General features: G+C 64.5%; 16 protein-coding genes, 1 tRNA gene and 1 pseudogene. 9 read left to right on the top strand and 9 right to left on the bottom strand.

What is annotated here, in order from left to right; translation table 11 throughout:
* Nucleotides 1-82 precede the first annotated feature (82 nt).
* Nucleotides 83-1,237 carry a helix-turn-helix domain-containing protein gene (locus GGD67_RS16785; RefSeq protein ID WP_246790821.1) on the bottom strand — a complete coding sequence of 385 codons (1,155 nt, stop codon included), beginning with the start codon at nucleotides 1,235-1,237 and terminating at the stop codon, nucleotides 83-85.
* Between GGD67_RS16785 and GGD67_RS16780 the strand changes: the two genes are divergently transcribed.
* Genes GGD67_RS16780 through GGD67_RS16770 form a run of 3 tightly spaced genes read left to right on the top strand, consistent with a single transcriptional unit; the run spans nucleotide 1,179 to nucleotide 4,914 of the window.
* Nucleotides 1,179-3,305: a molybdopterin-dependent oxidoreductase gene (locus GGD67_RS16780; protein WP_179734302.1), complete on the top strand. Its 2,127-nt coding sequence runs from the start codon at nucleotides 1,179-1,181 to the stop codon at nucleotides 3,303-3,305. The genes GGD67_RS16785 and GGD67_RS16780 overlap by 59 nt on opposite strands.
* Nucleotides 3,306-3,307: 2 nt before the next feature.
* Nucleotides 3,308-3,613: a ferredoxin family protein gene (locus GGD67_RS16775; protein WP_179734467.1), complete on the top strand. Its 306-nt coding sequence runs from the start codon at nucleotides 3,308-3,310 to the stop codon at nucleotides 3,611-3,613.
* Nucleotides 3,610-4,914, top strand: coding sequence for an FAD-dependent oxidoreductase (locus GGD67_RS16770; protein ID WP_179734300.1), 1,305 nt, complete (start codon nucleotides 3,610-3,612; stop codon nucleotides 4,912-4,914). The genes GGD67_RS16775 and GGD67_RS16770 overlap by 4 nt, the downstream gene beginning before the upstream one ends.
* A gap of 135 nt (nucleotides 4,915-5,049) precedes the next feature.
* Here GGD67_RS16770 and GGD67_RS16765 read toward each other — a convergent pair whose 3' ends face one another.
* Nucleotides 5,050-5,268 carry a DUF3126 family protein gene (locus tag GGD67_RS16765; protein WP_007602550.1) on the bottom strand — a complete coding sequence of 73 codons (219 nt, stop codon included), beginning with the start codon at nucleotides 5,266-5,268 and terminating at the stop codon, nucleotides 5,050-5,052.
* A 145-nt stretch (nucleotides 5,269-5,413) separates the two neighbouring features.
* Nucleotides 5,414-6,238 carry a serine O-acetyltransferase gene (gene cysE / locus GGD67_RS16760; RefSeq protein ID WP_179734298.1) on the bottom strand — a complete coding sequence of 275 codons (825 nt, stop codon included), beginning with the start codon at nucleotides 6,236-6,238 and terminating at the stop codon, nucleotides 5,414-5,416.
* 291 nt (nucleotides 6,239-6,529) lie between these two features.
* On the opposite strand from cysE, the gene GGD67_RS16755 reads away from it, so the two are divergent.
* From GGD67_RS16755 to GGD67_RS39380, 3 genes and pseudogenes are all read left to right on the top strand, one after another.
* The gene (locus GGD67_RS16755; RefSeq protein WP_179734296.1) at nucleotides 6,530-7,906 is read left to right on the top strand and encodes a hypothetical protein; all 1,377 of its coding nucleotides are present in this window, start codon (nucleotides 6,530-6,532) and stop codon (nucleotides 7,904-7,906) included.
* Between the two features lie 153 nt (nucleotides 7,907-8,059).
* Nucleotides 8,060-8,866 carry an alpha/beta fold hydrolase gene (locus GGD67_RS16750; protein WP_179734293.1) on the top strand — a complete coding sequence of 269 codons (807 nt, stop codon included), beginning with the start codon at nucleotides 8,060-8,062 and terminating at the stop codon, nucleotides 8,864-8,866.
* 245 nt (nucleotides 8,867-9,111) lie between these two features.
* A pseudogene (locus GGD67_RS39380) lies at nucleotides 9,112-9,349 on the top strand (hypothetical protein).
* 511 nt (nucleotides 9,350-9,860) lie between these two features.
* Here the strand turns inward: GGD67_RS39380 and GGD67_RS16745 are convergent.
* From GGD67_RS16745 to GGD67_RS16725, 5 genes are all read right to left on the bottom strand, one after another.
* Nucleotides 9,861-11,171: an HlyD family type I secretion periplasmic adaptor subunit gene (locus GGD67_RS16745; RefSeq protein ID WP_179734291.1), complete on the bottom strand. Its 1,311-nt coding sequence runs from the start codon at nucleotides 11,169-11,171 to the stop codon at nucleotides 9,861-9,863.
* Entirely contained in the window at nucleotides 11,168-12,871 is a 1,704-nt protein-coding gene (locus GGD67_RS16740; protein ID WP_179734465.1) for a type I secretion system permease/ATPase, read from the bottom strand. The genes GGD67_RS16745 and GGD67_RS16740 overlap by 4 nt, the downstream gene beginning before the upstream one ends.
* A gap of 290 nt (nucleotides 12,872-13,161) precedes the next feature.
* On the bottom strand, nucleotides 13,162-16,701 hold the full coding sequence (locus tag GGD67_RS16735) for a DUF5801 repeats-in-toxin domain-containing protein (protein WP_179734289.1): 3,540 nt from the start codon (nucleotides 16,699-16,701) through the stop codon (nucleotides 13,162-13,164).
* 716 nt (nucleotides 16,702-17,417) lie between these two features.
* A complete protein-coding gene (locus tag GGD67_RS16730) occupies nucleotides 17,418-18,173 on the bottom strand; it encodes an alpha/beta fold hydrolase (protein WP_092259203.1) in 756 nt (251 codons plus the stop codon).
* Nucleotides 18,174-18,288: 115 nt separating this feature from the next.
* A complete protein-coding gene (locus tag GGD67_RS16725; RefSeq protein ID WP_179734288.1) occupies nucleotides 18,289-19,425 on the bottom strand; it encodes a hypothetical protein in 1,137 nt (378 codons plus the stop codon).
* A 308-nt stretch (nucleotides 19,426-19,733) separates the two neighbouring features.
* Here GGD67_RS16725 and GGD67_RS16720 point away from each other — a divergent pair, with 308 nt between their 5' ends.
* Nucleotides 19,734-19,979, top strand: coding sequence for a zinc-finger domain-containing protein (locus GGD67_RS16720; protein WP_007602543.1), 246 nt, complete (start codon nucleotides 19,734-19,736; stop codon nucleotides 19,977-19,979).
* A 19-nt stretch (nucleotides 19,980-19,998) separates the two neighbouring features.
* Nucleotides 19,999-21,201 (top strand): FAD-dependent monooxygenase, encoded by a 1,203-nt coding sequence (locus tag GGD67_RS16715; RefSeq protein WP_179734285.1) that lies wholly within the window; start codon nucleotides 19,999-20,001, stop codon nucleotides 21,199-21,201.
* Between the two features lie 25 nt (nucleotides 21,202-21,226).
* On the opposite strand, the gene GGD67_RS16710 is transcribed toward GGD67_RS16715, so the two are convergent.
* Nucleotides 21,227-21,655 (bottom strand): twin-arginine translocation pathway signal, encoded by a 429-nt coding sequence (locus tag GGD67_RS16710; protein WP_179734283.1) that lies wholly within the window; start codon nucleotides 21,653-21,655, stop codon nucleotides 21,227-21,229.
* A gap of 173 nt (nucleotides 21,656-21,828) precedes the next feature.
* Here GGD67_RS16710 and GGD67_RS16705 point away from each other — a divergent pair.
* A tRNA-Leu gene (locus tag GGD67_RS16705) sits at nucleotides 21,829-21,917 on the top strand.
* Nucleotides 21,918-21,963: the final 46 nt, after the last annotated feature.

Below are 21,963 nucleotides of genomic sequence, written 5' to 3'. Positions count from 1 at the left end.
TTTTCCGAATTAAAGCTTGACCCATTGGGCAAAACCCATGGAGATCTCAAGGCCACATCATCCACACTTGATGCGGGCAGGCTCAATCCTGCCCCTTCCGCGCCCGATAAAGGCTCGGCGTCGTGCCGACCGCCTTGCGGAAGGCGCGGTTGAAATTGGCCTGCGAGGAAAATCCCGCGGCAAAGGCGATATCGACCAGCGGGCGATCGCTGGTCGATAGGAGCCGCTTGGCGAGATCGAGGCGCTGACGGCTGACATATTCGTGCGGTGCAGTTCCGGTCGCCGCCTTGAAGCTGCGGGAGAAATGCGCCGGGCTCATGCAGGCCACCGATGCGAGATCCTTCACGGTGAACTCGCACTCGACGGATGCGTCGATGAATTCCGTGACGCGGGACAGGCGCCTCGCATCGAGCGGTTTCTGCACGGCATAGGATTGCTTCAGCCGGACTGAACTGGCGGCGTAGCTGTGCACCAGATGGGCGGACAAGGCCCGCCCCAGGCTTTCGATCAAAAGGCGGCCTGTGGAGGTCTCCTGCGTGAGCTCCGCGAGAATGCGGTCCGCGACATGCTCGATGAACAAGTCCCGATCGATCGTCTCGTAACGGATGGACATGCCCGAGGGATCGATGTCGAGATCCCTGAGCATGGTGTCGTCGAACGGCTTGCCCGGAAGAAAGAGATGCAGGCATTCCTGCATCTGGTTCTCGACGCGGATGAAGTCTTCGCGGATGCCGGCCGGGCAGAGCCAGACGGTGCCTCTCCTGCCGAAGGTGCGCTGCCGCATGCCAGCGCCTTCGCGGTCGACGACCGAACTGCCGCGCAGCAATATCGCGATCTCGGTGTCGCGCGGCAATTGCGGAGGGAGATCGCCCGGCTCATGACTCCATCGCTCCGCCAGGAGATGCCCCCACCGCCGGTCGTTGGACGTCTGGAGCATTCTGCCGGTAACATATTTATCGACAGAGTTGCCAAGCATACCCATCGGAAATCTCCGCCAGATCACGCGATGTACGGGTAGAGAGGTATTGCCGGTTCCAGCAATTAGCATGCCAGAGAACCGCCAGGGCGTCCACCGGACGAGAGCAGTCCGGGACAACAACACCGCACGTTTTGAAAAGCCAGGGCGCGCCTGGCCGCCGCATCCTTTGATGTCTTGAATCGGGAAGCGGAGAAACCCCATGGCCCGGACCACGGTAATAGGCGCGTGCCCCCACGACTGCCCGGACACCTGCTCCATCCTGACCACGGTCGAGGACGGCAAGGCGATTGCCGTCCGCGGTAATCCCGATCACCCGTTCACGCGCGGACGGCTCTGCGTCAAGGTCAACAATTACGAGGAGCGCGTCTACAGCGACAAGCGCATCCTCCATCCGCTGAAGCGCATCGGCCCGAAGGGCTCCCGGCAATTCCAGCGGATCTCCTGGGACGAAGCCATCGACACCATCGCATCGCGCTGGACCTCCGTGATCGCCGAGCACGGCGCGCAGGCGATCCTGCCCTACAGCTATCTGGGCACGCAGGGCATCATCAACGGGTTGAATGTCGGAGATCCCCTCTTCAACAAGCTGGGTGCGACAGTGCTGGAGCGCACGTTCTGCGACTCCGCCTCGTGCACAGCGTACATGATGACGATCGGGCACACGCCCGGCGTCGACCCCGAAAGCTTCGTGCACTCGAAATACATCATCCTGTGGGCCTGCAACACGCTGAGCACGAACTCGCATCACTGGCCGTTCATCGAGCAGGCAAAGAAGGCCGGCGCCAAGCTCGTCGTGATCGATCCCGTCCGCACCCGCACCGCGCGCCTCGCCGACTGGCACATTCCGATCCGGCCCGGCACTGACGCCGCGCTCGCGCTGGCGATGATCCACGTCATCATCAAAGAGAACCTTGCCGATCGCGACTACGTCAACAAATACACCGTTGGCTATGAGGAGCTGGCCGAGCGGGCCGCGACCTACACCCCTGAATTTGCCTCGCAGGAAACTGGCATTCCCGTCGACGACATCCTCAAGCTGGCCAGAGAATTTGCGACCACTCCGCCCGCCGTCGTACGCATCGGCGTCGCGGTCGAGCGGCATGCCGGCGGCGGCCAGACCGTGCGCGCGATCGCCTGCCTTCCGGGGCTGATCGGCGCCTGGAAGCATGTCGGTGGCGGCCTGCTCCAGCTGCCAATCTGGGCCTTCCCGGTCAGATGGGACGTGCTGATGCGGCCCGATCTGCAGCCAGAGACAATGCGCGTGCTCAATTCCTGGCGGCTTGGAGCTGCGCTGACCGGCGAGCTCGGCTTCGACCCACCGGTCAAGGCGCTGTTCGTCTACAACGCCAACCCGATGGCGATGGTGAGCGAACAGGCCAAGCTCGAAAAAGGGCTCGAACGCGAGGATCTATTCACCGTCGTCAGCGAGCACTTCCTGACCGACACCGCCAGATATGCCGACATCGTTTTGCCCGCAACCACGCAGCTCGAGCAGAAGGACATCATGTTCTCCTGGGGGCACCTCTACCTCTCCTACAACAACCAGGCGATCGCGCCGCTCGGCGAAGCCGTCTCCAACACCGAGCTGTTCCGCCGCCTGGCGCGCGCAATGGGCATCACCGACCCCACTTTCTTCCGGACCGACGACGAAATCATCGAAGCTTCGCTCGACTGGAGCAGCCCGGTTCTCGAGGGCATCACGCTCGACGGCGTCAAGACCAAGGGCTATGCGCGCCTCAACATGCCGGCGCCCGCCGACTGGGCGCCGCATCGCGAGGGCAATTTCCCGACCGCCTCCGGCAAGTGCGAGTTCAAATCGACGATCGCGGGCGGCGGCAACTTCGTGGTGCCGCTGTTCCGCCAGGGCTACAACGGCGACCAGGATGCCACGCCGGTCGATCCCCTGCCCCACTACATCCCACCGAACGAGAACCCGCGCACGGCGCCGGTGCTCGCGACGCGCTACCCGCTGAGCCTGATCTCGCCGAAGAGCCACGCCTTCCTGAACTCGAATTACGGCAATCTTCCCGCGCAAACCGCCCAGGCCGGCGAAGAACAGGCGGTGCTTCTCAATCCCGATGATGCCGCACAGCGCGGGATCGTCGCCGGCGCGCCCATTCGCGTGTTCAACGATCGGGGCTCATTCGAAGCCTTTGCGACCGTTTCGTCCGACATCATGCCTGGAGTCGTGGTGGCGCCGTCCGGGTACTGGCAGCGGTCCAATCGCAAGGGCGCGACGGTCCACGTGCTGACACCGCCGGCGTTCGCCGACCTCGGCCGGGCCCCGACATTCTCCGACATCCTCGTCCAAGTCAGCGGGGCGTGACGATGACTTATGTGGTCACCGACAATTGCCGGGGGTGCCGATACACCGAATGCGTCACGGTGTGTCCCGTCGAGTGTTTTCACCTCGATGAGTCCATGACCTATATCGATCCGGAAAACTGCATCGACTGCGGCGGCTGCGCGCCGGCCTGCCCGGTCGGTGCGATCGAGCCCGACTATCGCCTCGCAGCCGACAAGAAATTCTGGATCGACGTCAACCGCAAGCGCGCCGCCGAAACTCCCGTCATCAGCGCGCGCCTGGTGCCTCTGCCGGGCGCCGACGCACGCCGCCTGGCGCTCGGCCGATGACGGGCGGGACGCGCGTCGCCGTCGTCGGCAGCGGACCGAGCGGCTTCTACACGGCCGAGGCCCTCTTGCGTTCCGGTACATCCGTGACGGTTGACATGTTCGAACGGCTCCCGGTGCCGTACGGGCTGGTACGGTTCGGCGTGGCGCCCGATCACCCGAAGCTCAAGCAGGTGACGGCAGCGTTCGACCGCATCGCCGCCATGCCCGGCTTTCGCTTCATCGGCGGTGTCACGGTCGGAGACGATGTCACGGTCGACGAGCTGCGTGAGGCCTATGACGCCGTCGTATTGGCAACGGGCGCCGAACTGAGCCGGCCGCTAGGCATTCCGGGCGAGGCTCTTCCCGGGAGCCACAGTGCCGGCGATTTCGTCGCGTGGTACAACGGACACCCCGATTTCGCCGATCTCAGCTTCAATCTCGACCATGAGGCGGCAATCATCATCGGTCACGGCAATGTCGCACTCGACGTCGCACGCATTCTCGCCAAGACCGCCGACGAGCTGCGACAGACCGACATCGCGCGCCACGCGCTCGAGGTGCTGGCGGCGAGCCGGATTCGCGAGATCTCCATCGTCGGCCGCGGCGGACCGGTGCAGGCCAAATTCAGCGCCAAGGAATTGCGCGATTTCCTCGAATTGAGGTCATGCGACACGCTCGTCGACGACCGCGATGTCACGCCGAAGGACTTCGAACCGCAGCATCCCCCAGATCCGGAGCTGGTCGAGAAGCTGTCGCTGCTGCGCGGATTCTCGCAGCAGGCCGCGACCAGGCCGCGCCGCTGTGTCTTTCGATTTGGCTTCTCGCCCCTCGCGATCCACGGACGAGACCGGGTGGAGACCCTCTCGGTGACGCACCGGTCCGGCGCCGTCGAGGACATCGCCGGCGGCCTCGTGTTCGGCAGCGTCGGCCGCAGGACGGCGCCCGTCACCGGCGTGCCCTACGACACACATCGCGGCGTTCATGCCAATGCCAATGGACGTGTCACGAACGGGCATTGCGTGATCGAGGGCCTCTATGCCTGCGGATGGAGCAAGCGCGGTCCGAACGGCACGATCGGCACCAATCGCGGCTGCGGCATCGCCACGGCAGAGGCCGTGCTGGCGGATCTTGCGCATCGGCGAGCGCGCCCGGACACGCCGGATGCGCTGCTGGCACGCGTCGTCGGCCGCGTCAGCCGCGTCGTGAGCTATCCGGACTGGATGGTGATCGATACTGCCGAGAGATCCAGGGGAGCCCTGCTCGGCAAGCCGCGGGAAAAATTCGTCACAATCCCCGAGATGCTCGCAGCGGTGGGCGCGTAACCCCGGAACCGATCGCGCCACCGGACCGCACTAAAGCGCGATGCGTCAGGATGAATCGTCATCGCGCTTTAGGTTGTTGTTTAAGCATGATCTTTTCGGAAAACCGCTGCGCACTTTTCCGGACCACGCTCGCATCTACTCCTGATCGACGAGATCGTCCTCGAGGATCGCCATCTGGAACTGGAACGAGCGATCGTCGTCCTCGTCGTCGACGAAGAGAACGCCGATGAATTCCTCGCCGATATAGACTTCGGCGGAATCGTCCTTCTTCGGCCGCGGCACGACGCGGATCTTGGGATTGCCGAATACGCGCTTCAAATACGCATCTAACTTTCTGACTTCTTTGACGTCCACGGCAAGTCTCCGATCGAAAATGGTCGGCGGGTTTTAGGACGAGACGCGACGAACCGCCAGCATGAATTGCCAAAGAATTTGGGGACCGAAAGGGCCGAAAATCGGGCCCTTTTCGCCTTCAAAGCCAGGTCTTAAGCCCCAAGTTTCAAAGCCCCATCGCGTTGATCATCTGATCCATGGTGCGCGACGGTTCGGCGCACCCGGCCTCGCCGACGACCTTGGCAGGCACGCCCGCGACGGTGACGTTGTGCGGCACGGGTTTGACCACGACCGAGCCGGCGGCGATGCGCGCGCAATGGCCGATCTCGATGTTGCCGAGGATCTTCGCGCCGGCGCCGATCAACACGCCATGGCGGATCTTCGGATGACGGTCCTCGTTCTCCTTGCCGGTGCCACCGAGCGTGACGCCGTGCAGGATCGAGACGTCGTCCTCGATCACCGCCGTCTCACCGCAGACGAAGCCGGTGGCGTGGTCGAGGAAGATGCCGCGGCCGATGCGCGCGGCGGGATTGATGTCGGTCTGGAACACCGCGGAGGCGCGGCTCTGCAGGTAATACGCAAAATCCTTGCGGCCCTTCAGCCAGAGCCAGTGCGCCAGGCGATGGGTCTGGATGGCGTGAAAGCCCTTGAAGTAGAGCAAGGGATCGATGAAGCGCGAGGTCGCGGGATCGCGATCGTAGACGGCCACGAGATCGGCGCGGAAGGCGTTGCCGAGATCGGGATCGTCGCGCAGCGCCTCGCCATAGGTCTGGCGCACGAGGTCGCCGGACAGCGCGGAGTGATCGAGCCGGTCGGCGACACGGTGGATCACCGAATCTTCCAGGCGGCTGTGATGCAGCACCGTCGAATAGATGAAAGTCGCAAGCTCGGGCTCGCGACAGACGATGTCCTCCGCTTCGCCCCGGATCCGGTCCCAGATCGGATCGAGCGATGCGAGCTTTCCTCCCGGATTGACCTGATGCACTGCCATGGATTTGCTCTTTGGGATTTGCTCTTTCGAGTGGGCTCGTTTTGCCGGCTTTATAGCATAGTGTAGGCGACGAAGTCCTGACCGGCTTGCCTGAGAGTGAACAGCGCCTTGCCCTGCCAAAGCATGCCAAGACATTGAAACACAAGAGTTTCTTTCGAAGCCCCAAGCAGCAAGGTCGGCTCAAAGTGGTCAGAGTTTTGCCAAATTCAAGTCGGGCGGCGTCAAACTATTGGTGAATTCTCTCCCGACCCTTATTGCGAGCATGGTTCGGGGCGAGGACGGGGAACAGATTTGAGCATCACCACCGATCAATTGCGCGCACGCGCCGCGGATACGCTTTGGCTGCGTCTGGCGGCGGTCGCCCTGCCCCTCCTGATGATCGTGCCGGCGTTCTGGAACGGCTACCCGCTGTTGCAATGGGATACCGGCGGCTATCTGGCGCGCTGGTACGAGGGCTATCTCGTCCCCAGCCGCTCCACGGTGTTCGGCCTCTATCTGCACTTTGGCGAGAGTTTTGGCTTCTGGATCAACCTCGCGGTCCAGTCGCTGGCAACGCTGTGGCTGTTGCAGCTCACCCTGCGCGTGCTCTCGATGATGCAGACTGTCCGCTTCGTCGCGATCAGCCTTGGCCTGATCCTGTCGACCGCGCTGCCCTGGCTTGCGAGCATGCTGCTCACCGACATCTTTGCAGGACTCTCGGTGCTGTCGCTGTTCCTGCTGGTCGTCGGCGCAAGCCGAACCTCGGTGCTCGAGAAAATCTCGCTGTTCGTCTTCACCGCCTTTGCCGCCGCCACCCACAGCGCCACGCTCGGCGTGCTGCTCGGTCTTTGCGTCGCGGGCTGGATGGTACGGCCGTTTCTCAAGGAGCGCCTTCCGCTGGCCGGATTGGCGCAGGCCAGCCTCACCATCGTTGCGGGCGGGGTGATGCTGGTCTCGGCGAATTATGCACTGTCCGGCAAGCTGGCCTGGACGCCCGGCGGTTATGGCGTCGCCTTCGGCCGCATGATGCAGGACGGCATCGTCGCGCGCTACCTCAACGACCATTGCCCCCGCGAGCGCTACAAGCTGTGTCCCTATCGCAACGAACTGCCGGCGACGGCAGATGAGTTCCTGTGGGGCAAGAGCATGTTCAACGCGCTCGGCCGCTTTGAAGGCATGAACGAGGAGATGGGTTACATCGTCGTGCAGTCGCTGAAGGATTATCCGACCTGGCAGGCCGGCGCGGCGCTGCGGGCGATGGGCCAGCAATTGCTGCATGTCGCGACCGGCGAAGGCACCAATGGCTGGATCCCGCACACCCGCGGCATCATCGAACGCTACGTCCCCGCGCAGGCCGCGCCGATGCGCGCGGCGCGGCAGCAGAATTGGCAGCTCGACTTCACCGCCATCAACTGGCTGCACGTGCCGGTGGCGCTGGCCTCGATGCTGGCGCTGGTCGCGCTGCTCGGCCATGCGCTAGCGAACCGCCGGCTGGACGATTTGACGCTGCTGGCGGCGACCGTGACGCTGGCGCTGCTCGGCAACGCCTTCATCTGCGCCGTGATTTCAGGCCCGCACGACCGCTACGGCGCGCGGATGGGGTGGGTCGCGACCTTCGTTGTGCTGACGGCGCTGGCGCGGCGGTTTGGCGAAACTGATCCGTCAAGACCGGATCATCGCCACTCCTAGATGGCCCGGGCTTATCTAGTCCTCTTGCGTAACCAAGGCGATGGACGGCATGCCCGCCGCGCTCGACAGCCTGGATCACCTCGCTTTTATCTTCGGCTGCTCTTCGACTTGCCCGAGAAACGTGTCCGCAAACCCCGTCCAAGGAGAGCTAGCATGCCCTATGTCACGTCCGCAGACGGCACCCAGATTGCCTACTCCGTCGACGGCAGCGGTCCGGCGGTCATCCTTACCACCGGCTCGCTCGATGACGGCAGCGAGAACGCGCGACTTGCAACAGAACTCAGCCGTTGGTTTCGCGTCGTAAATTATGCGCGGCGCGGTCGCGGCGAGAGTGGTGACGGGCGCGAATATTCAGTTGCCCGCGAGATCGAGGACATCGCCGCGCTCATCGACGCGGCGGGGGGCGGCCGTGCCGCGCTCTACGGCGTGTCGACCGGCGGCGCCCTGGCCCTCGATACGGCTGCCACATTGCGGTCCATCGATGCGGTCGCAGTCTATGAAGTGCCCTACGACCTCGCGCCGGAGACGCCGCAACAGCAGCGGGCCTATGTGGCCGAGCTCGACAGACGACTGTCGGCGGGGCGGCGCGGCGATGCCGTAGCACTGTTCATGGAGCTCGCCGGAAGTTCGGCTGAAGAGATCGCCGGCGCTCGCGCGCATCCGGTCTGGCCGAGTCTCGAGCGAATAGCGCATACGTTGGCCTACGACGCTGCCGTGCTGGGGACGCGCCAAGCCCCGTTGGAACGTTTCGCGCGCCTTCACCAGCCGGTGCTGGTTGCCACGGGCGGCGGCATCCCCCCGTTCGAAGGTGCGGCCGACGCGCTCGCGGACGCGATCCCCCGGGCCCGGCGAAAGGTGCTCACCGGTCAGGGCCACGTGGTAGACCCGGCCGTGATGGCAGCAGAACTGAAGGCGTTTTTCGAGGAGGCTAGGCCGGCCACGTCGTCAGAGCCCCGTTAGATCGCTACTTGCACGGCGAGCTTCGCCGCGCTGGTTTTCGAGGGTACGGCATCGATGCCCGCAGTTTGGCCTTTGCTGACGTCCCTGCCCGTCTCGACCTGAGGTCCATAACCGCCCTTAGCGACCTCCGGGATGCTGAAAGGTCATCACCCCGGCTGCCGCGGCGCCGGAATTCCCGCCTGCTCACAGGAACAAAATTTAATTGATTTAATTTATTTAATATTATTTAATACCGCTCGAGAGAAATGACCATGGCAGACCAGGACGAAGACCGACGGGAAATCTTGAAGACCTGCGGAAAGTTCGCCGCCGTGACGCCGCCGACCATCACCCTTTTGCTATCAACGTCCCTCACGTCCAACGCGATTGCACAGTCTGGCGCGGGGGGCGGTCCACCATGACCATCAGCACCATGGCAACAATGGCCGGCGCAACGGCGGCCGCGATGGCAGCCCCAACGGGAAGGGCGATAGAGGCCGCTGAGCCGACGCGCGGCCTGCGGAAGGAGACACAATGCAGCCCAGGCGCCGTGACGTAGATTGGCACTTCGCCTCCATGATCGTCTCGTCGATATGGCTAGCGATCTTGGCTGCCGCGCTTATAGCGGTGCTCATCCGAGCGCAATCCTGACCGCCCGGGCCGCGCGAGAGCGAGGATCGCGGGTCCCGGAACCATAGATGGGGTATTTCGCGATCGCGCGGAAGGACCGTGAGCCTCGGAGAGGCACCAGCTTGCATATTGGATCATCCGATAGACCCAATACGCGATGACCTACGGGCCCTGTAATGGTCTTCGTGCAACCGCAGCCGCAGACGATGACCGCATCTTCGGCCATCGCACTTGGTTTCGTCGAGCAGCGATCGCTTCGTCGAAAAGGAACAGCCAGAACTGACTTGGCGTTCAACGGCCTATCCGCGTCGGCAAAGAACCCGCGCAACTGAATCCGGTGATAGCCGCCCTTAACAAGAGATTGCCTTCACTTTAGGGGAGGAGCTTAGCGCTCGCGCCAGGCGCGCATCAACTGATCGGAGAGCGGCTTGACGAGGTACGACATCACCGTGCGCTGGTCGGTCTGAATGAAGGCTTCGACCGGCATTCCGGCGATCAGCTTCAGGTCGCCCAGGCGGGCGATCTCCGCCTCGGGAACTGCGATGCGGGCTACATAGAAGCTCGTCGTGCTCTTTTGGTCGACCGCCACGTCAGCGGACACCTGGCTCACTTCGCCGTTGAGTTGGGGTGTGGTGCGCTGGTTGAAGGCCGTAAAGCGCAACAGCACCGGCTGGCCGACCGACAGACGATCGATCTCATGCGGGGGAATCCGCACCTCCACGACGAGCGCGTCGTGCGTGGGGACGATAAGCATGATCTGCTCGCCGGGGCTGATGACGCCGCCGATGGTGTGCAGCGCCAACTGATGCACGGTGCCGTCCTGCGGCGCGCGAATATCGATGCGTTTGAGCTGGTCCTCGGCGGCAACGCGTTTCTCGACCAGCTCCGAGGTCTTGGCGCGGATCTCGGCGAGATCCTTTCCGACTTCGGTGCGCAGATCCTGATCGATCTGCATGATTTGCAGCGTGGTCTCGGTGATCCGGCCCCTGACTTCGGCGATGGCCGCGACCAGAGCGCCACGTTCGCCATGCAGGCGCACCGCGTCGCGCTCGAGCGTTGTCAGGCGCGTGATCTGTACCAGATTCTTTCGCCACAGGTCGCGCACGCCCAGAAGCTCCTGGTCGATGAAGGTGGTTTCGCGGTCTTTCGCCTGGATCTGCTCGTCGAGCCCGCGGATCTGCTCCCGGAGCTGGCCGATGCGCTCGCTGAGCTGCGCCTTCTTGCCGGTGCGGGCGGCGCGGCGCAACTCGAACAGCTTGCGCTCGCCCACGATCAGTCGATCGACGTCGGGATCGGCGGCACGATCAATGAGGTCGGCGGGAAATTCGAGCCGGTCCTGGCCGTCGCGCTCAGCCTCGAGCCGCGCCCGGCGCGCCGCCTGTTCGTCGAGACTCTTGACGACGATCAGGAGATTGGCCCGCGTCACCGTCTCGTCGAGGCGCACGATCACCTCGCCAGCCGTCACCCGCGCACCCTCGCGAACGTTGAGTTCACCGACCACGCCGCCAGTCGGATGCTGCACCTTCTTGGTGTAGCTGTCGACCACCAGCGTGCCGGAGCCGACGACGGCGCCAGCCAGTTCCGTGGTCGCGGCCCAGCCGCCGGCGCCCCCGGCAAGAATGATGACGCCCACGAGGCCGGCGCGCAGGTGCTGGCGGATCGCGTGCGGAACCTGGTTCACCGGCTCGCGGTTCAAAGGCTCGCTCCCTCGGTTACGACCTTAAGCGGCACTGCCGGCCGCGGCTGCATCATCTTGGCCAGCAGCGCGTCCTTGGGCCCGAACGCCTGCACGCGTCCCTCGGCCATCACGATCAATTGGTCCACGCCAGCGAGCGCACTGGTGCGATGCGCGACGACGATGACAATGCCGCCCCGCGCACGCACGCCGTGAATGGCCTGCGTCAGGGCCTGGTCGCCGTCGGAGTCGAGATTGGAGTTGGGCTCGTCGAGCACCACCAGGAAGGGTTCGCGGTAAAGGGCACGGGCGAGCGCAATGCGCTGCCGCTGCCCGGCAGAGAGCGCCGCGCCGCCTTCGCCGATCGGCGTGTCGTAGCCTTTCGGCAAGCGCAGCACCATCTGGTGCACACCGGCGGCGTTCGCGGCGGCGATCATCGCCTCGGCATCGGGAACGGGTTCGAAGCGGTTGATATTCTGCGCCACCGTGCCGGCGAACAGCTCGACGTCCTGCGGCAGATAGCCGATGTGACGGCCGAGCGCCTCGGAGCTCCATTGGTCGAGCGCGGCGCCGTCGAGCCGCACCTTGCCGCGCGCCGCCCCCCACACACCGACGATGGCACGCACCAGCGACGACTTGCCCGATGCGCTCGGGCCGACGATGCCCACCCCCTGCCCCGGGTTCAACGCGAAGGAGGCTTCCAGCACGACGGCGGTCTGCTCGCCCGGCGGCGCCACGGAGACAGCCTCGACGGCGAGGGTCTTGCACGGCGGCGGCAACGGCGTCTTCTCCTCCTCGGCCGGGAGTTGCGCCCATTGCTGCTGCAGACGTTTCCAGCTCTGCCGGGCCGCGATCAGGCTCTTCCAGTGGGCGATGGCGAGCTCGACCGGCGCGAGCGCGCGCGAGGTGAGAATGGCGCCGGCAATGATGATTCCCGCGGTCGCCTCCTGGATGATGACGAGATAGCCGCCGACGGCCAGCACCGCCGATTGCAGCACCATGCGCAGCACCTTGGAGGCGGAGCCGAAGCCGCCGGCGATGTCGGCGGCGCGCCGCTGGGTGAACATGTAGCTGTCATTGACGTCCGCCCAGCGCGCGGCGAGCCGCCCGCGCATGCCCATGGCCTGCAATACCTCGGCATTCCGCCGGCTCGCCTCGGCGAGAGCGTTGCGTTGCGCGATCTGGCCGGTAACTTCCTTCGTGCGCGCACGCGTCAAGCGGTCGGTGAGAAGGGTCAGGGACACGAGCATCACCGAGCCGATCGATGCCGTGAGCCCGAGCAGCGGATGAAACATGAAGCAGATCGCGAGGTAAAACGGGATCCAGGGCAGGTCGAACAGCGCGGTCGGGCCGAGCCCGGAGAGATAGCTGCGCACCTGGTCGAGATCGCGCACCGGCTGCAACCCGTCGCCGCTGCCGCGCGCCCGCAGCGGCCAGCGCGCGACGACGTCGTAGGCGCGCGCCGAGAATGCGCGGTCGAGCCACTCGCCGATGCGGACGAGGATGCGCCCGCGCAGAATGTCGAGGAATGCCTGGAACGAATAGAGCGCGCCGACCAGCGCGGCGAGGCCGATCAGCGTCGGCACGCTGCGGCTCGGCACCACGCGGTCGTAGACTTCGAGCATGAAGAACGAACCGGTCAGGTACAGCACGTTCAACATGGCGGTGATCAGGCCGAGCCCGACCAAGACGCCGCGACAGGCGTGAAGCGGCGAGGACATTTGATGCGCGCGAGGTGGCTCGTCGGGTCGCGCAGCTGCCGCCGCGCGCCGCCGCTTCCAGACCAGCCTGATGAAAATGAAGGCCGCCACGGCGAACAGGCCGACGTGGATGGTGAAGCTCACCAGCTCCTCTGGATAACCGAGGACCTGGCCACACCAGGCGGCAGCAGACCGGGAGAGATGGCCGCACCAGGCGGTGACACTATCCGGCATCGAATCTACTCCAGCCCCGTGCGACCGAACAGGTGCCGGCTGCGCGCCAAAGCGGCGTGCAGCCGGCGGCTTGCGATTCAGATCGTGATGACGCCGTTGTGGTTTCCGTCAATCCCGACCGAGAAACTGCTGGAAGCCGTATCCCCGTCGGCATCAGCGATCTGCACGGTGAAGTCGAGCTTCTCGTCGGGCGCCGGCTGCGACTGGATCAGGCTGAACCCGCCGATGTCGAACGTGTTGTTGTCGTTGCCATCGATGCCATCATGGGCGCTGATGTTTTCGATCAGCACGCGGTCGTGGGTCGTTCCACTCGTCGTCCACTGCACCTTGTCGCCGGTGCTCAGCCCGGTGATGATCAGATTGCCGTCGCCGTCGATCGTCGCTTGCGGTGTAAACTGCAAGTTGCCTGTTTTGACGACGAAGTCGGTGATCGAGAACGACGTGATGTTGACGTGCGTGTCGTTGGTGAGCCCGTCGACGAACCCCGCCCCCGGCTCGTAGGCGGTGCTGAAGGCCGTGATCTTGACGGTGACGGGTCCGACGCCCGGGTTCGTTTGGTTGACGGTAAAGGACGCCGACGTCGCATTGAACAGGGCCTGGAAGTCGATGTTGGCTTCGACATCGGCCTCGTTCTGGTCCAGATTCGGCACGAGGAAGTTCGTGTTCGCGCCAGTCACGTAGGTGATGTACGCGCCTTCAGTGGGATAATTGGCGCTGTCATTGAGCTGGTTGCCGTTGACACCGAACGACGTGGTGCTGCCGGCCTGGCTGATGTTGAGCACGTCCTTGGTCGTGATATTGCCGCCCTGGGACTGGTTCAGCGGATTCTCTCCAACCACCACGATCTGGGTCGAGGCAGGATCGCCGAAGGTCATGAAGAGATTGCTGCCGGAGGGCGCTCCGGCAAAGCTGAAGCTGATCTCCGCGGGCGGAGGATTCTGCAGGACATCGAAAGTGTAGTTGCCGCCCGACACGGTCAGCTTGAAGAAATCGATGTCGCCCGCGGTGTGTGTGGTGCTGCCATCTACGTCCTTGTAGTAGGTGGCGACAGTATTGCTGTCCGTGAGGGCCCGGAGCAGCGTTGTCTGCGAGACCGTGCCATCCAGGATCGTCAGGCTCGCCGGCGAGCTGGTGATACTGTACGTCGCCGGGTCGTCCACTCCGCCCGCTGCATTGAGCGTCTTGGTTACGCTGGCGCCGGCAGCAAAGTCCACCTGCCCATCGGCGATGGGCCCGATGGTCGGCCCGTCGTCCTGGAACTGCACGGCATCGCCGATGCCGGTCGAGCTCGTCGCCGTGTCGCCGTCACCGTCGGTGACCGTCACCACCGCCAGCAGCGCGCTCTCGGTGATGTTGATCGCCTCATCGTAGCTGGCACCGACTGTCGGATGCTTCAGCGAGGCATATTGCGCCACGCTGACGACACCGCTCGTGCCGTCGATCGCCACCGCGAAGGCCGCGGCTCCGGCGGAACTGCCGATGCGGCCGACCACCAGGCTGCCTTCCTTGAACAGGAAGATGCTGGTGCCACCAGTCGTGTCGAGGCCGGAATCCACGCCTGCGGCGGACACCGCCAGCGAGAACGCCGTCGTCGCGCCCTCGTTATCGGCACCCGCAGAGCTGCCGGTCGCGCTCACGACGGGGGTGGCATCCTGTGCGTAGCCGGGGCTGAGATCGGTGCTTTTATTGGTGACGCCAGCGAACAAGGCGACAACACCTGCCGCAGTTGTGTCGTCGGCATCCGCATCGACCCCCGCAGTCTCGTCATGCGCTACCGTCGCCGTGCCCTGCGCGATTCCCGCTGTCGGTCCGTCGTCCTGGAACTGCACGGCATCGCCGATGCCGGTCGAACTCGTCTTCGTGTCGCCGTCGCCGTCGGTCACCGTCACCACCGCCAGCAGCGCACTCTCGGTGATGTTGATCGCCTCATCGTAGCTGGCGCCGCCGGTCGGATGCTTCAGCGAGGCATATTGCGCCACGCTCACGACGCCGGTCGAGCTGTTGATTGCCACCGCGAAGGCCGCGGCGCCGGTCTCACCGCCGATGCGGCCGACCACCAGGTTGCCTTCCTTGAACAGGAAGATGCTGGTGCCGTTGGTGGTGTCGAGGCCGGAATCCACCCCTGCGGCGGATACCGCCAGCGAGAAGGCCGTCGTCCCGCCGAACGAGTCGGTGCCATACGAGCTTCCGGTCGCGCTCACGACAGCGGTCGCATCCTGCGCGTAACCGGTCGGGCTGAGGTCGCTGCTGACGTTGGCTACGCCCGCAAACAGCGCCACCACGCCCGCCGCGATGGTGTCATCGGCATCGCCCTGATTGCCCGCGGTCTCGTCATGCGCCACGGTCGGCGCGCCCTGCACGATCCCCGCCGTCGGGCCGTCATCCTCGAAGTGGATGGCCGTGCCGACCACGGCGCTCGCGGCGTTGGAGCTGACAAGGCTGAAGCCGCCGATATCGAAGGTGTTGTTGTCGTTGTCTGGATTGGTATCCGCGTTGCTGATGTTTTCGATCAGGACGCGGTTATGGGTTGCGCTCGTTGTCCACTGCACCGTGTCGCCGCTGCTCAGGCCGGTGACCGTCAATGTGCCGTCGGCGTTTACGGTAGCGGCCGGAGTATATTGCGTATTGCCTGATTTTTTGACGACGTTGATGAAGGAGGCCGATGTGATCGCGATCTGCGTGTCGTTGCTGAGCCCGTCGACGAAATTCACCCCCGGCTCCGCAGCGGTGCTGAAGGCCGTAATCTTGACGGTGACGGGGCCGATGCCCGGATTGGTCTGGTTGACGGTGAAGGAGCCGCCGGTCGCGTTGAAGACGTTCTGGAAGGCGATGTTGGCTTCGACGTCGGCCTCGTTCTGATCGAGGTTCGGCACCAGGAAGTTCGTGTTCGTGCCCGTGACATAGGTGATGTACGCCCCCTCACCAGCGTTGATCTGGTTGCCGTTGACGCCGAACGAGGTGGTGCTGCCGGCCTGGCTGATATTGAGCACGTCCTTGGTCGTGATGTTCCCGCCCTCGGATTGATTGAGCGGGTTCTTGCCAATCACCACGATCTGGGTGGAGTTCGGATCACCGAAGGTCATGAAGAGATTGCTGCCGGACGGCGCTCCGGCGAAGCCGAAATTGATCTGCTCGCTGACCGCGACCTTGAGATGGCTGCCGAGGTCGAGGGAGTCATCGGGGTTGGTGCCATCCAGATGCTGCAGCGCCTCGTATTGAACGCTCCAGATCTTGGCACCGGTCGCGGTCTGCTCGAGATAGACCGCGAAGGCGATGACACCCGCAGCCGTCTTGCCGACCACGATGTTGTCGTTCGTGGGGTCCGCCCAAAGGAAGACCTCCTCGCCGTCATTGGTGAAGAGACCGCTCGTGTCACCGTCGAGCGCGCCGCCAGTCGAATCGGTGAAGGCGAGGTTGCCGATCGCGCCCGTGACGCCGCTGATGGTGATAACGTCGCCGCTGCTGACCGCGTGGTTGATCTCCGTGGCCGGAGCGCCCAGCGCCGTCAGCCGGCTTGAAAACGCGGTCGGAAGCGCCGTGTTGGTGTCGTCGTTCTGCAGATCAGCGGTTTCGTCGAGAATAACGGTTGTGCCGGTAAGAGTGACTGAAAGTGCCATGAGAAACCTCCTACAAGAGAATAATGGTAGGCTTGCACATCAGAAATTCCTGCGTCAGCTCTTCGGCGTATCGCGAGTTTCGACAACGCCGGCATCATCGGCGGCAAGCCGATCACAGGCTCCTTCTTTCTCTTTCATCGAAGAATTTCCCGCCACCCGGGATTACATCGCAGACGCAACAAAACCGTCTCGTCGCTCTCAGTCGAGAGAGCGGAGCCACGACACGGTCGGAAGCGTGCGCCGCCCCGAGCGGCGATCACACCTTGCTGATTGGATATTTCCTGAAGCAAGCAGCGTGCACAAACATGGCCGCCTCCCCAAACAATGAACGTTACTCTGAAGCCCTCTATCAATCAGGGCCAACTCTGTTCAAGTGCGTGTGGGCTCGCAATCTCAATTCCTGTCGAGTATTAAATCTCGACGAAAATAAAAATTTAAACCAATTATTAACAAATGTAAATAGCGGCGCAATGTCGCTCGCGTTCGTGCGAGGAGATTCTCGCGGCTCCCTTGATGATCTTCGGGCCTTGCGGCCATCTTGCGCAGCACTCGCGTACAGTTCGTTGGACTAACGCTCGAGATAAATCTCCGTTAGTGCCCTTTGCTGACGTTCCTACCCGCTTCGAGCTGACGTCTCGTCAGCGCCCTTGGCGGACTCCAGATCTCTGCGCATAGGATAGCTGGGCAACAACGTCATCCCCTCAGCCAACATTGCCTCAGCCGCGGCGTGACAGAAAATCCAGCACGCCGGTCTTGTAGACCTTGTCGCCGACCGCGCGCATGTGGTCGCGGTTGGGAATGTCGAGCACTTCTGAGCCGGGGATGATCGCACCGAGCGCGCTGGCACTTCCTGCGACGTCGTCGGTCGAGCCGACCGCGATCAGCACCGGCAAGTCGATGCGCGCGGCCTCGTCGCGGGTCATGAGGTCGCGCGTGCCGCGCAGGCAGGCGGCGAGCGCACGGTGATCGGAGCGAGTCTGGTCGGCAAACGCACGGAAGGTGCGGCCGACGGGATCGGTGACGTCATCCAGCGAGGGCGCCTCCAGCGCTTTCGCCACGTTCTCGCCGGGGCCGGTGCCCTCGATCAGGCCGCCGATGCCGATGCCGCCGAGGATCGCCGAGCGCAGGCGCTGCGGCTCGTTGAGGGACAGCCATGCCGCCATCCGACCGCCCATCGAATAGCCCATAATGTCGGCCTGCGGGATGGCGAGATGATCCATCAGCGCAAGCACGTCGCCGGCCATGGTCGGGATCGAGTATTGCGCGGGCTCGTAGAGCTTTGCGCTTTCGCCATGGCCGCGATTGTCGAGCGCAATGACGCGGCGGCCGTTCTTGCGCAGCTCCGAGACCCAGGTCGGATAGACCCAGTTCACGTTCTTGCTCGAGGCAAAGCCGTGCACCAGGATGATCGGATCGCCCTCGCCTTCATCGAGATAGGCAATTTCAACGGCGCCGTTGTGAAAGCTCGGCATCAGCAGTTCCGCGGGTCTGGAGGGGAATGGTTGATCTTAGAGCATGATCCGGAAAACTGTGCAGCGATTTTCCGGCAACATCATGCTCAAACAATAGCCTGAAGCGCCGCGCGCCTCAGGCCGTGACGGCCGCGTTGGCCAGAGCAGCTTCGGCTGCGATCTGGGCACGGCGCAGCCGCCGCGCCCGTTTGCGATCGCACCAGGCCTGGGTGAGGCGCTCGGTGGTCGCCTTGATGGAGGAGAGAAGGCCGAACAGCGTCAGTGCCGCACTGAACAGCCAGAGCGCCAGATTGAACGCGCCGCCGATCAGCAGCAGCGCGCCCCGGCCGAGCAGCTTCATGATCGCGCGCGTCTTGCTGCCTTGCGCTTCGGCAAGCCGCGCCGCGCGTGCGACATCCTTCGGGCCTTCGGCGATGCGCAGCGTGTCCATCGCCCCGCGCGTGCCGGTCTTCTCGGCGACGCGCGTGACGTCCTTGCCGAGCCGGACCAGCGCACCGGCCTTCTCGGCACGGAACGCGGCCTTGATCGCGCTGACGGTCTCGCGCGGCCGCAGCACCGAACCTGATACCACCGCATTCCGCAGCGCCGGCGTGTCGACGACCTCGCGCGCGGAACGGCCGGCCCAGACCGCGAGTCCCTCGCCGAGCCGCCCGACTTTGCGCGCGTCCTTCACCAGCGTCAGTCCGGCGCGCACCGGCGCCGCGCCACCGACGGACACATAGGTCGCCGCCGTTACCGCAAGTCCGGCCGCCGCAAGCCCGAGCACGAGCCGGTCGGTGTCCTCGCCCATGGCCAGATGCTTGCCCTCGCGCACCACGTCCCTGATGTCGCCGATCACGAAGAGATCGCCCGCCACCGTCCCCGAGAGGCTCGCGATGTCGTCTGCATTGCCGGTGACGAGGCCGGTGGCGAAACGCTTGGCGAAATGCGAGGTGGAGCTTTCGGCTTTGACCGCGTCATTGACGCGGCTCAGGAGGTCGTCGGGCAGCGCGATGTTGCGGTCACGCGCGAGCGCGACAAAACTGTCGGCGAGATCGGCATCGCCGGCGGCGAGCGCGGCCTCGATGTTGTCCTGGACCAGGCGATCGTTCTGCCGCAGCACTTGATCGAGCTTGAGCTCGGAGAGCACGGCCGGATCATCCTGGGCGGCGAGGATCGCGCCGGCCTCGCGGGCGTGCGGCGCTACCTGCGCGAGCAAGAAGCCGCACGCCGCGATGCCGGTCAAAGCTGTGGTGATTCGCAGCCACTTCATGTGGAAAAGCCCGGCAGTCCCTGGGATCCCTTGCGCCTGATGATTCGTCTTTCGGCACAAATTTGCTCGTCCACAGACATAGTATGCCAAAATTGCGACACAACGTCCCCGACGAAAGAAGGGCTTCTCTCAGGCCTTAAGATTGTGTCGAATTTGCATGAGCAAATGAGCATGGGGCAATTGTGGACCTTTCGGTTCCGCTGGACTAGCAATCATCCACACCCGCCAGTATGGTCCGCGGCGCCTTAAAGATGCCGCGTCAGTTCTTGATTGTGTCTGCCGCCATTGCCACTCCAGGATGAGTTACGATGTCCGACCATGTCGTCCCGCACTTCCATAACGATGCCGGTGTTCCCGTCATCGAGATCGGCTCGCAAGAGTTCATGTGCGTGGGCGCCAACCCTCCGTTCGACCATCCGCACGTCTTCCTCGACCTCGGCAACGACAACGAGATCATCTGCCCCTACTGCTCGACGCTGTACCGTTTCGCGGCCGACCTGAAGGCGGGCGAAGCCCGCCCGCCGGAATGCGTCCTGAAGGACAAGGTGGCCTGACCGCTTCCATCGGTCCGGGGTGGCGCTCTCCCGCACGATTGTCATCGCCGGTGCCGGCATCGGTGGACTGACGGCCGCGCTGGCGCTCGCGGCCCGCGGCTTCCGTATCGTCGTGCTGGAAAAGGCCGAGCGGCTCGAGGAAGTCGGCGCCGGCCTGCAACTCTCCCCCAATGCCAGCCGCGTGCTGGTCGAGCTCGGCCTCACTGAGCGCCTCAAGCTGCGCGCCGTCACTCCGGAAGCGGTCTCGATCATGAGCGCGCGGGCCGGCGGCGAGCTGCTGCGGATGCCGCTCGGTGAAGCAGCGTCGCTGCGGGCCGGCGCCCCCTATTGGGTGGTGCACCGCGCCGACCTGCAATCGGCGCTCGCCGGCGCTGTTGCCGATCATCCCGACATCGACCTGAAGCTGGGCGCGACCTTCGAAGACGTCGCGCCTCACGCCAAGGGGCTGACGGTGGTCCACCGCAGCGGCACGATCCGCCGCAGCGATCTCGCCAGCGCGCTGATCGGCGCCGACGGCATCTGGTCGACGGTCCGTCAGCATCTGTTTCCCGAGGTGCAGCCACGCTTCTCCGGGCTGATCGCCTGGCGCGGCACGCTGGACGCCACGCAGCTGCCGAAGGACTACACCGCGCGCCGGGTGCAGCTGTGGATGGGGCCGAATGCCCATCTCGTCGCCTATCCGATCGCGGGCGGACGCCAGCTCAACGTGGTCGCTGTGCTTCCGGGCACCTGGAACAGGCCGGGCTGGAGCACGCCCGGCGATCCCCTCGAGGTGATGGAGGCCTTCGCCGCGCCACGCTGGCCGGCCTCCGCTCGCATGATGCTGGCCACGGTCGACAGCTGGCGGAAATGGGCGCTGTTCGGCGTGCCCGATGGCTGCCCCTGGAGCAAGGGTCCGGTGGCACTGCTCGGCGATGCCGTGCATGCGATGCTGCCTTTTGCAGCCCAGGGCGCCGGGATGGCGATCGAGGATGCCGCGGTGCTCGCCCGGCATCTGAGCTTTGAAGCCGCCGAGAGCACAGCGGGCATCAGTGCTGCGCTGACGCAATACGGCCGTGCCCGTCAGGCGCGGGTGCGGCGAGTGCAGCGAACCGCGCGGCAGCAGGGCCGCATCTATCATCTCAGCGGGCCGCTTGCGGCCGCACGCGATCTTGCGATCCGCGCGCTCGGCCCGGACCGCATGCTGGCGCGGCACGACTGGATCTACGGTTGGCGGCCCTGATGCGAAGCGCCGCCGGCGCGGCGCCTCAGCGTGACGCTTTCCCGGATTTCGAAGCGGGCTTGGCAGCCGCCGCGGGGGACAATTGCGTGGCAGGCGGGGTCGCCTCCGGCGGTGTTTCCCGGCACTTGTTGCGGCGCCAGGCGTCCTCGGCCATTTGCGCCGACCCGCGCACGGCGACATAGTCGTTGCGATAGGCGAGTTCGGACACCACCGCGCCACCGGCCCCGGTCTCGGCCTTTTCCATCAGCCCCCGCAAATCGTCAGTGCGCTTGGCGAGCGACTTACGCTCCGCCTCCAGCTGCTTGCAGTCGTACAATTCGTATTTGGCGGGATCGGCAAAGGCCGGCGCGACCGTCTCACTCATGCCGGCGCAACCGGACAGCGCGGCGCCGGCCGCAAGCAGCGCCAAGAGCGCGCCGAAGCCGCGCGGCGATGTGGAAAACGAAGCAGCCATGCCGGATAAATAGTCCCCGTGGATTGAGAATGCCTAAAGCAACAACAGATGTCCGGATTGAGGCTTTGCCTTGTGCGCCCGGCTCGCTTAAGGAAGAACCGTCCCTCCGGGCTCGCAACGCGCCAATTCCAGACGGCTAGGATGGACTTAAGTGTTTGATCTCGTTGGATCAAGCGGGCATGGCGGAATTGGTAGACGCAAGGGACTTAAAATCCCTCGGTGCGCAAGCGCTGTGCCGGTTCGACCCCGGCTGCCCGCACCACGAGATTTGATGCTCCCGCGTGCCCCATTGGTGGAGGCGGCTGCCC

It is taken from the genome of Bradyrhizobium sp. IAR9 (assembly GCF_013408065.1).
Classification (GTDB): Bacteria; Pseudomonadota; Alphaproteobacteria; order Rhizobiales; family Xanthobacteraceae; genus Bradyrhizobium.
Note: the sequence above shows the minus strand (reverse complement) of the source record. Positions and strands in the feature narration are given on the sequence as shown.

Excerpts from the sequence above, each read along its gene's own strand:
- GGD67_RS16785 (WP_246790821.1), bottom strand. The coding sequence starts at position 1,237 with ATGGAGCAGGTGTCCGGGCAGTCGTGGGGGCACGCGCCTATTACCGTG.
- GGD67_RS16720 (WP_007602543.1), top strand. The coding sequence starts at position 19,734 with ATGTCCGACCATGTCGTCCCGCACTTCCATAACGATGCCGGTGTTCCC.
- GGD67_RS16735 (WP_179734289.1), bottom strand. The coding sequence starts at position 16,701 with ATGGCACTTTCAGTCACTCTTACCGGCACAACCGTTATTCTCGACGAA.
- GGD67_RS16710 (WP_179734283.1), bottom strand. The coding sequence starts at position 21,655 with ATGGCTGCTTCGTTTTCCACATCGCCGCGCGGCTTCGGCGCGCTCTTG.
- GGD67_RS16750 (WP_179734293.1), top strand. The coding sequence starts at position 8,060 with ATGCCCTATGTCACGTCCGCAGACGGCACCCAGATTGCCTACTCCGTC.
- GGD67_RS16730 (WP_092259203.1), bottom strand. The coding sequence starts at position 18,173 with ATGCCGAGCTTTCACAACGGCGCCGTTGAAATTGCCTATCTCGATGAA.
- GGD67_RS16775 (WP_179734467.1), top strand. The coding sequence starts at position 3,308 with ATGACTTATGTGGTCACCGACAATTGCCGGGGGTGCCGATACACCGAA.
- GGD67_RS16770 (WP_179734300.1), top strand. The coding sequence starts at position 3,610 with ATGACGGGCGGGACGCGCGTCGCCGTCGTCGGCAGCGGACCGAGCGGC.
- GGD67_RS16780 (WP_179734302.1), top strand. The coding sequence starts at position 1,179 with ATGGCCCGGACCACGGTAATAGGCGCGTGCCCCCACGACTGCCCGGAC.
- cysE (WP_179734298.1), bottom strand. The coding sequence starts at position 6,238 with ATGGCAGTGCATCAGGTCAATCCGGGAGGAAAGCTCGCATCGCTCGAT.
- GGD67_RS16740 (WP_179734465.1), bottom strand. The coding sequence starts at position 12,871 with ATGTCCTCGCCGCTTCACGCCTGTCGCGGCGTCTTGGTCGGGCTCGGC.
- GGD67_RS16725 (WP_179734288.1), bottom strand. The coding sequence starts at position 19,425 with ATGAAGTGGCTGCGAATCACCACAGCTTTGACCGGCATCGCGGCGTGC.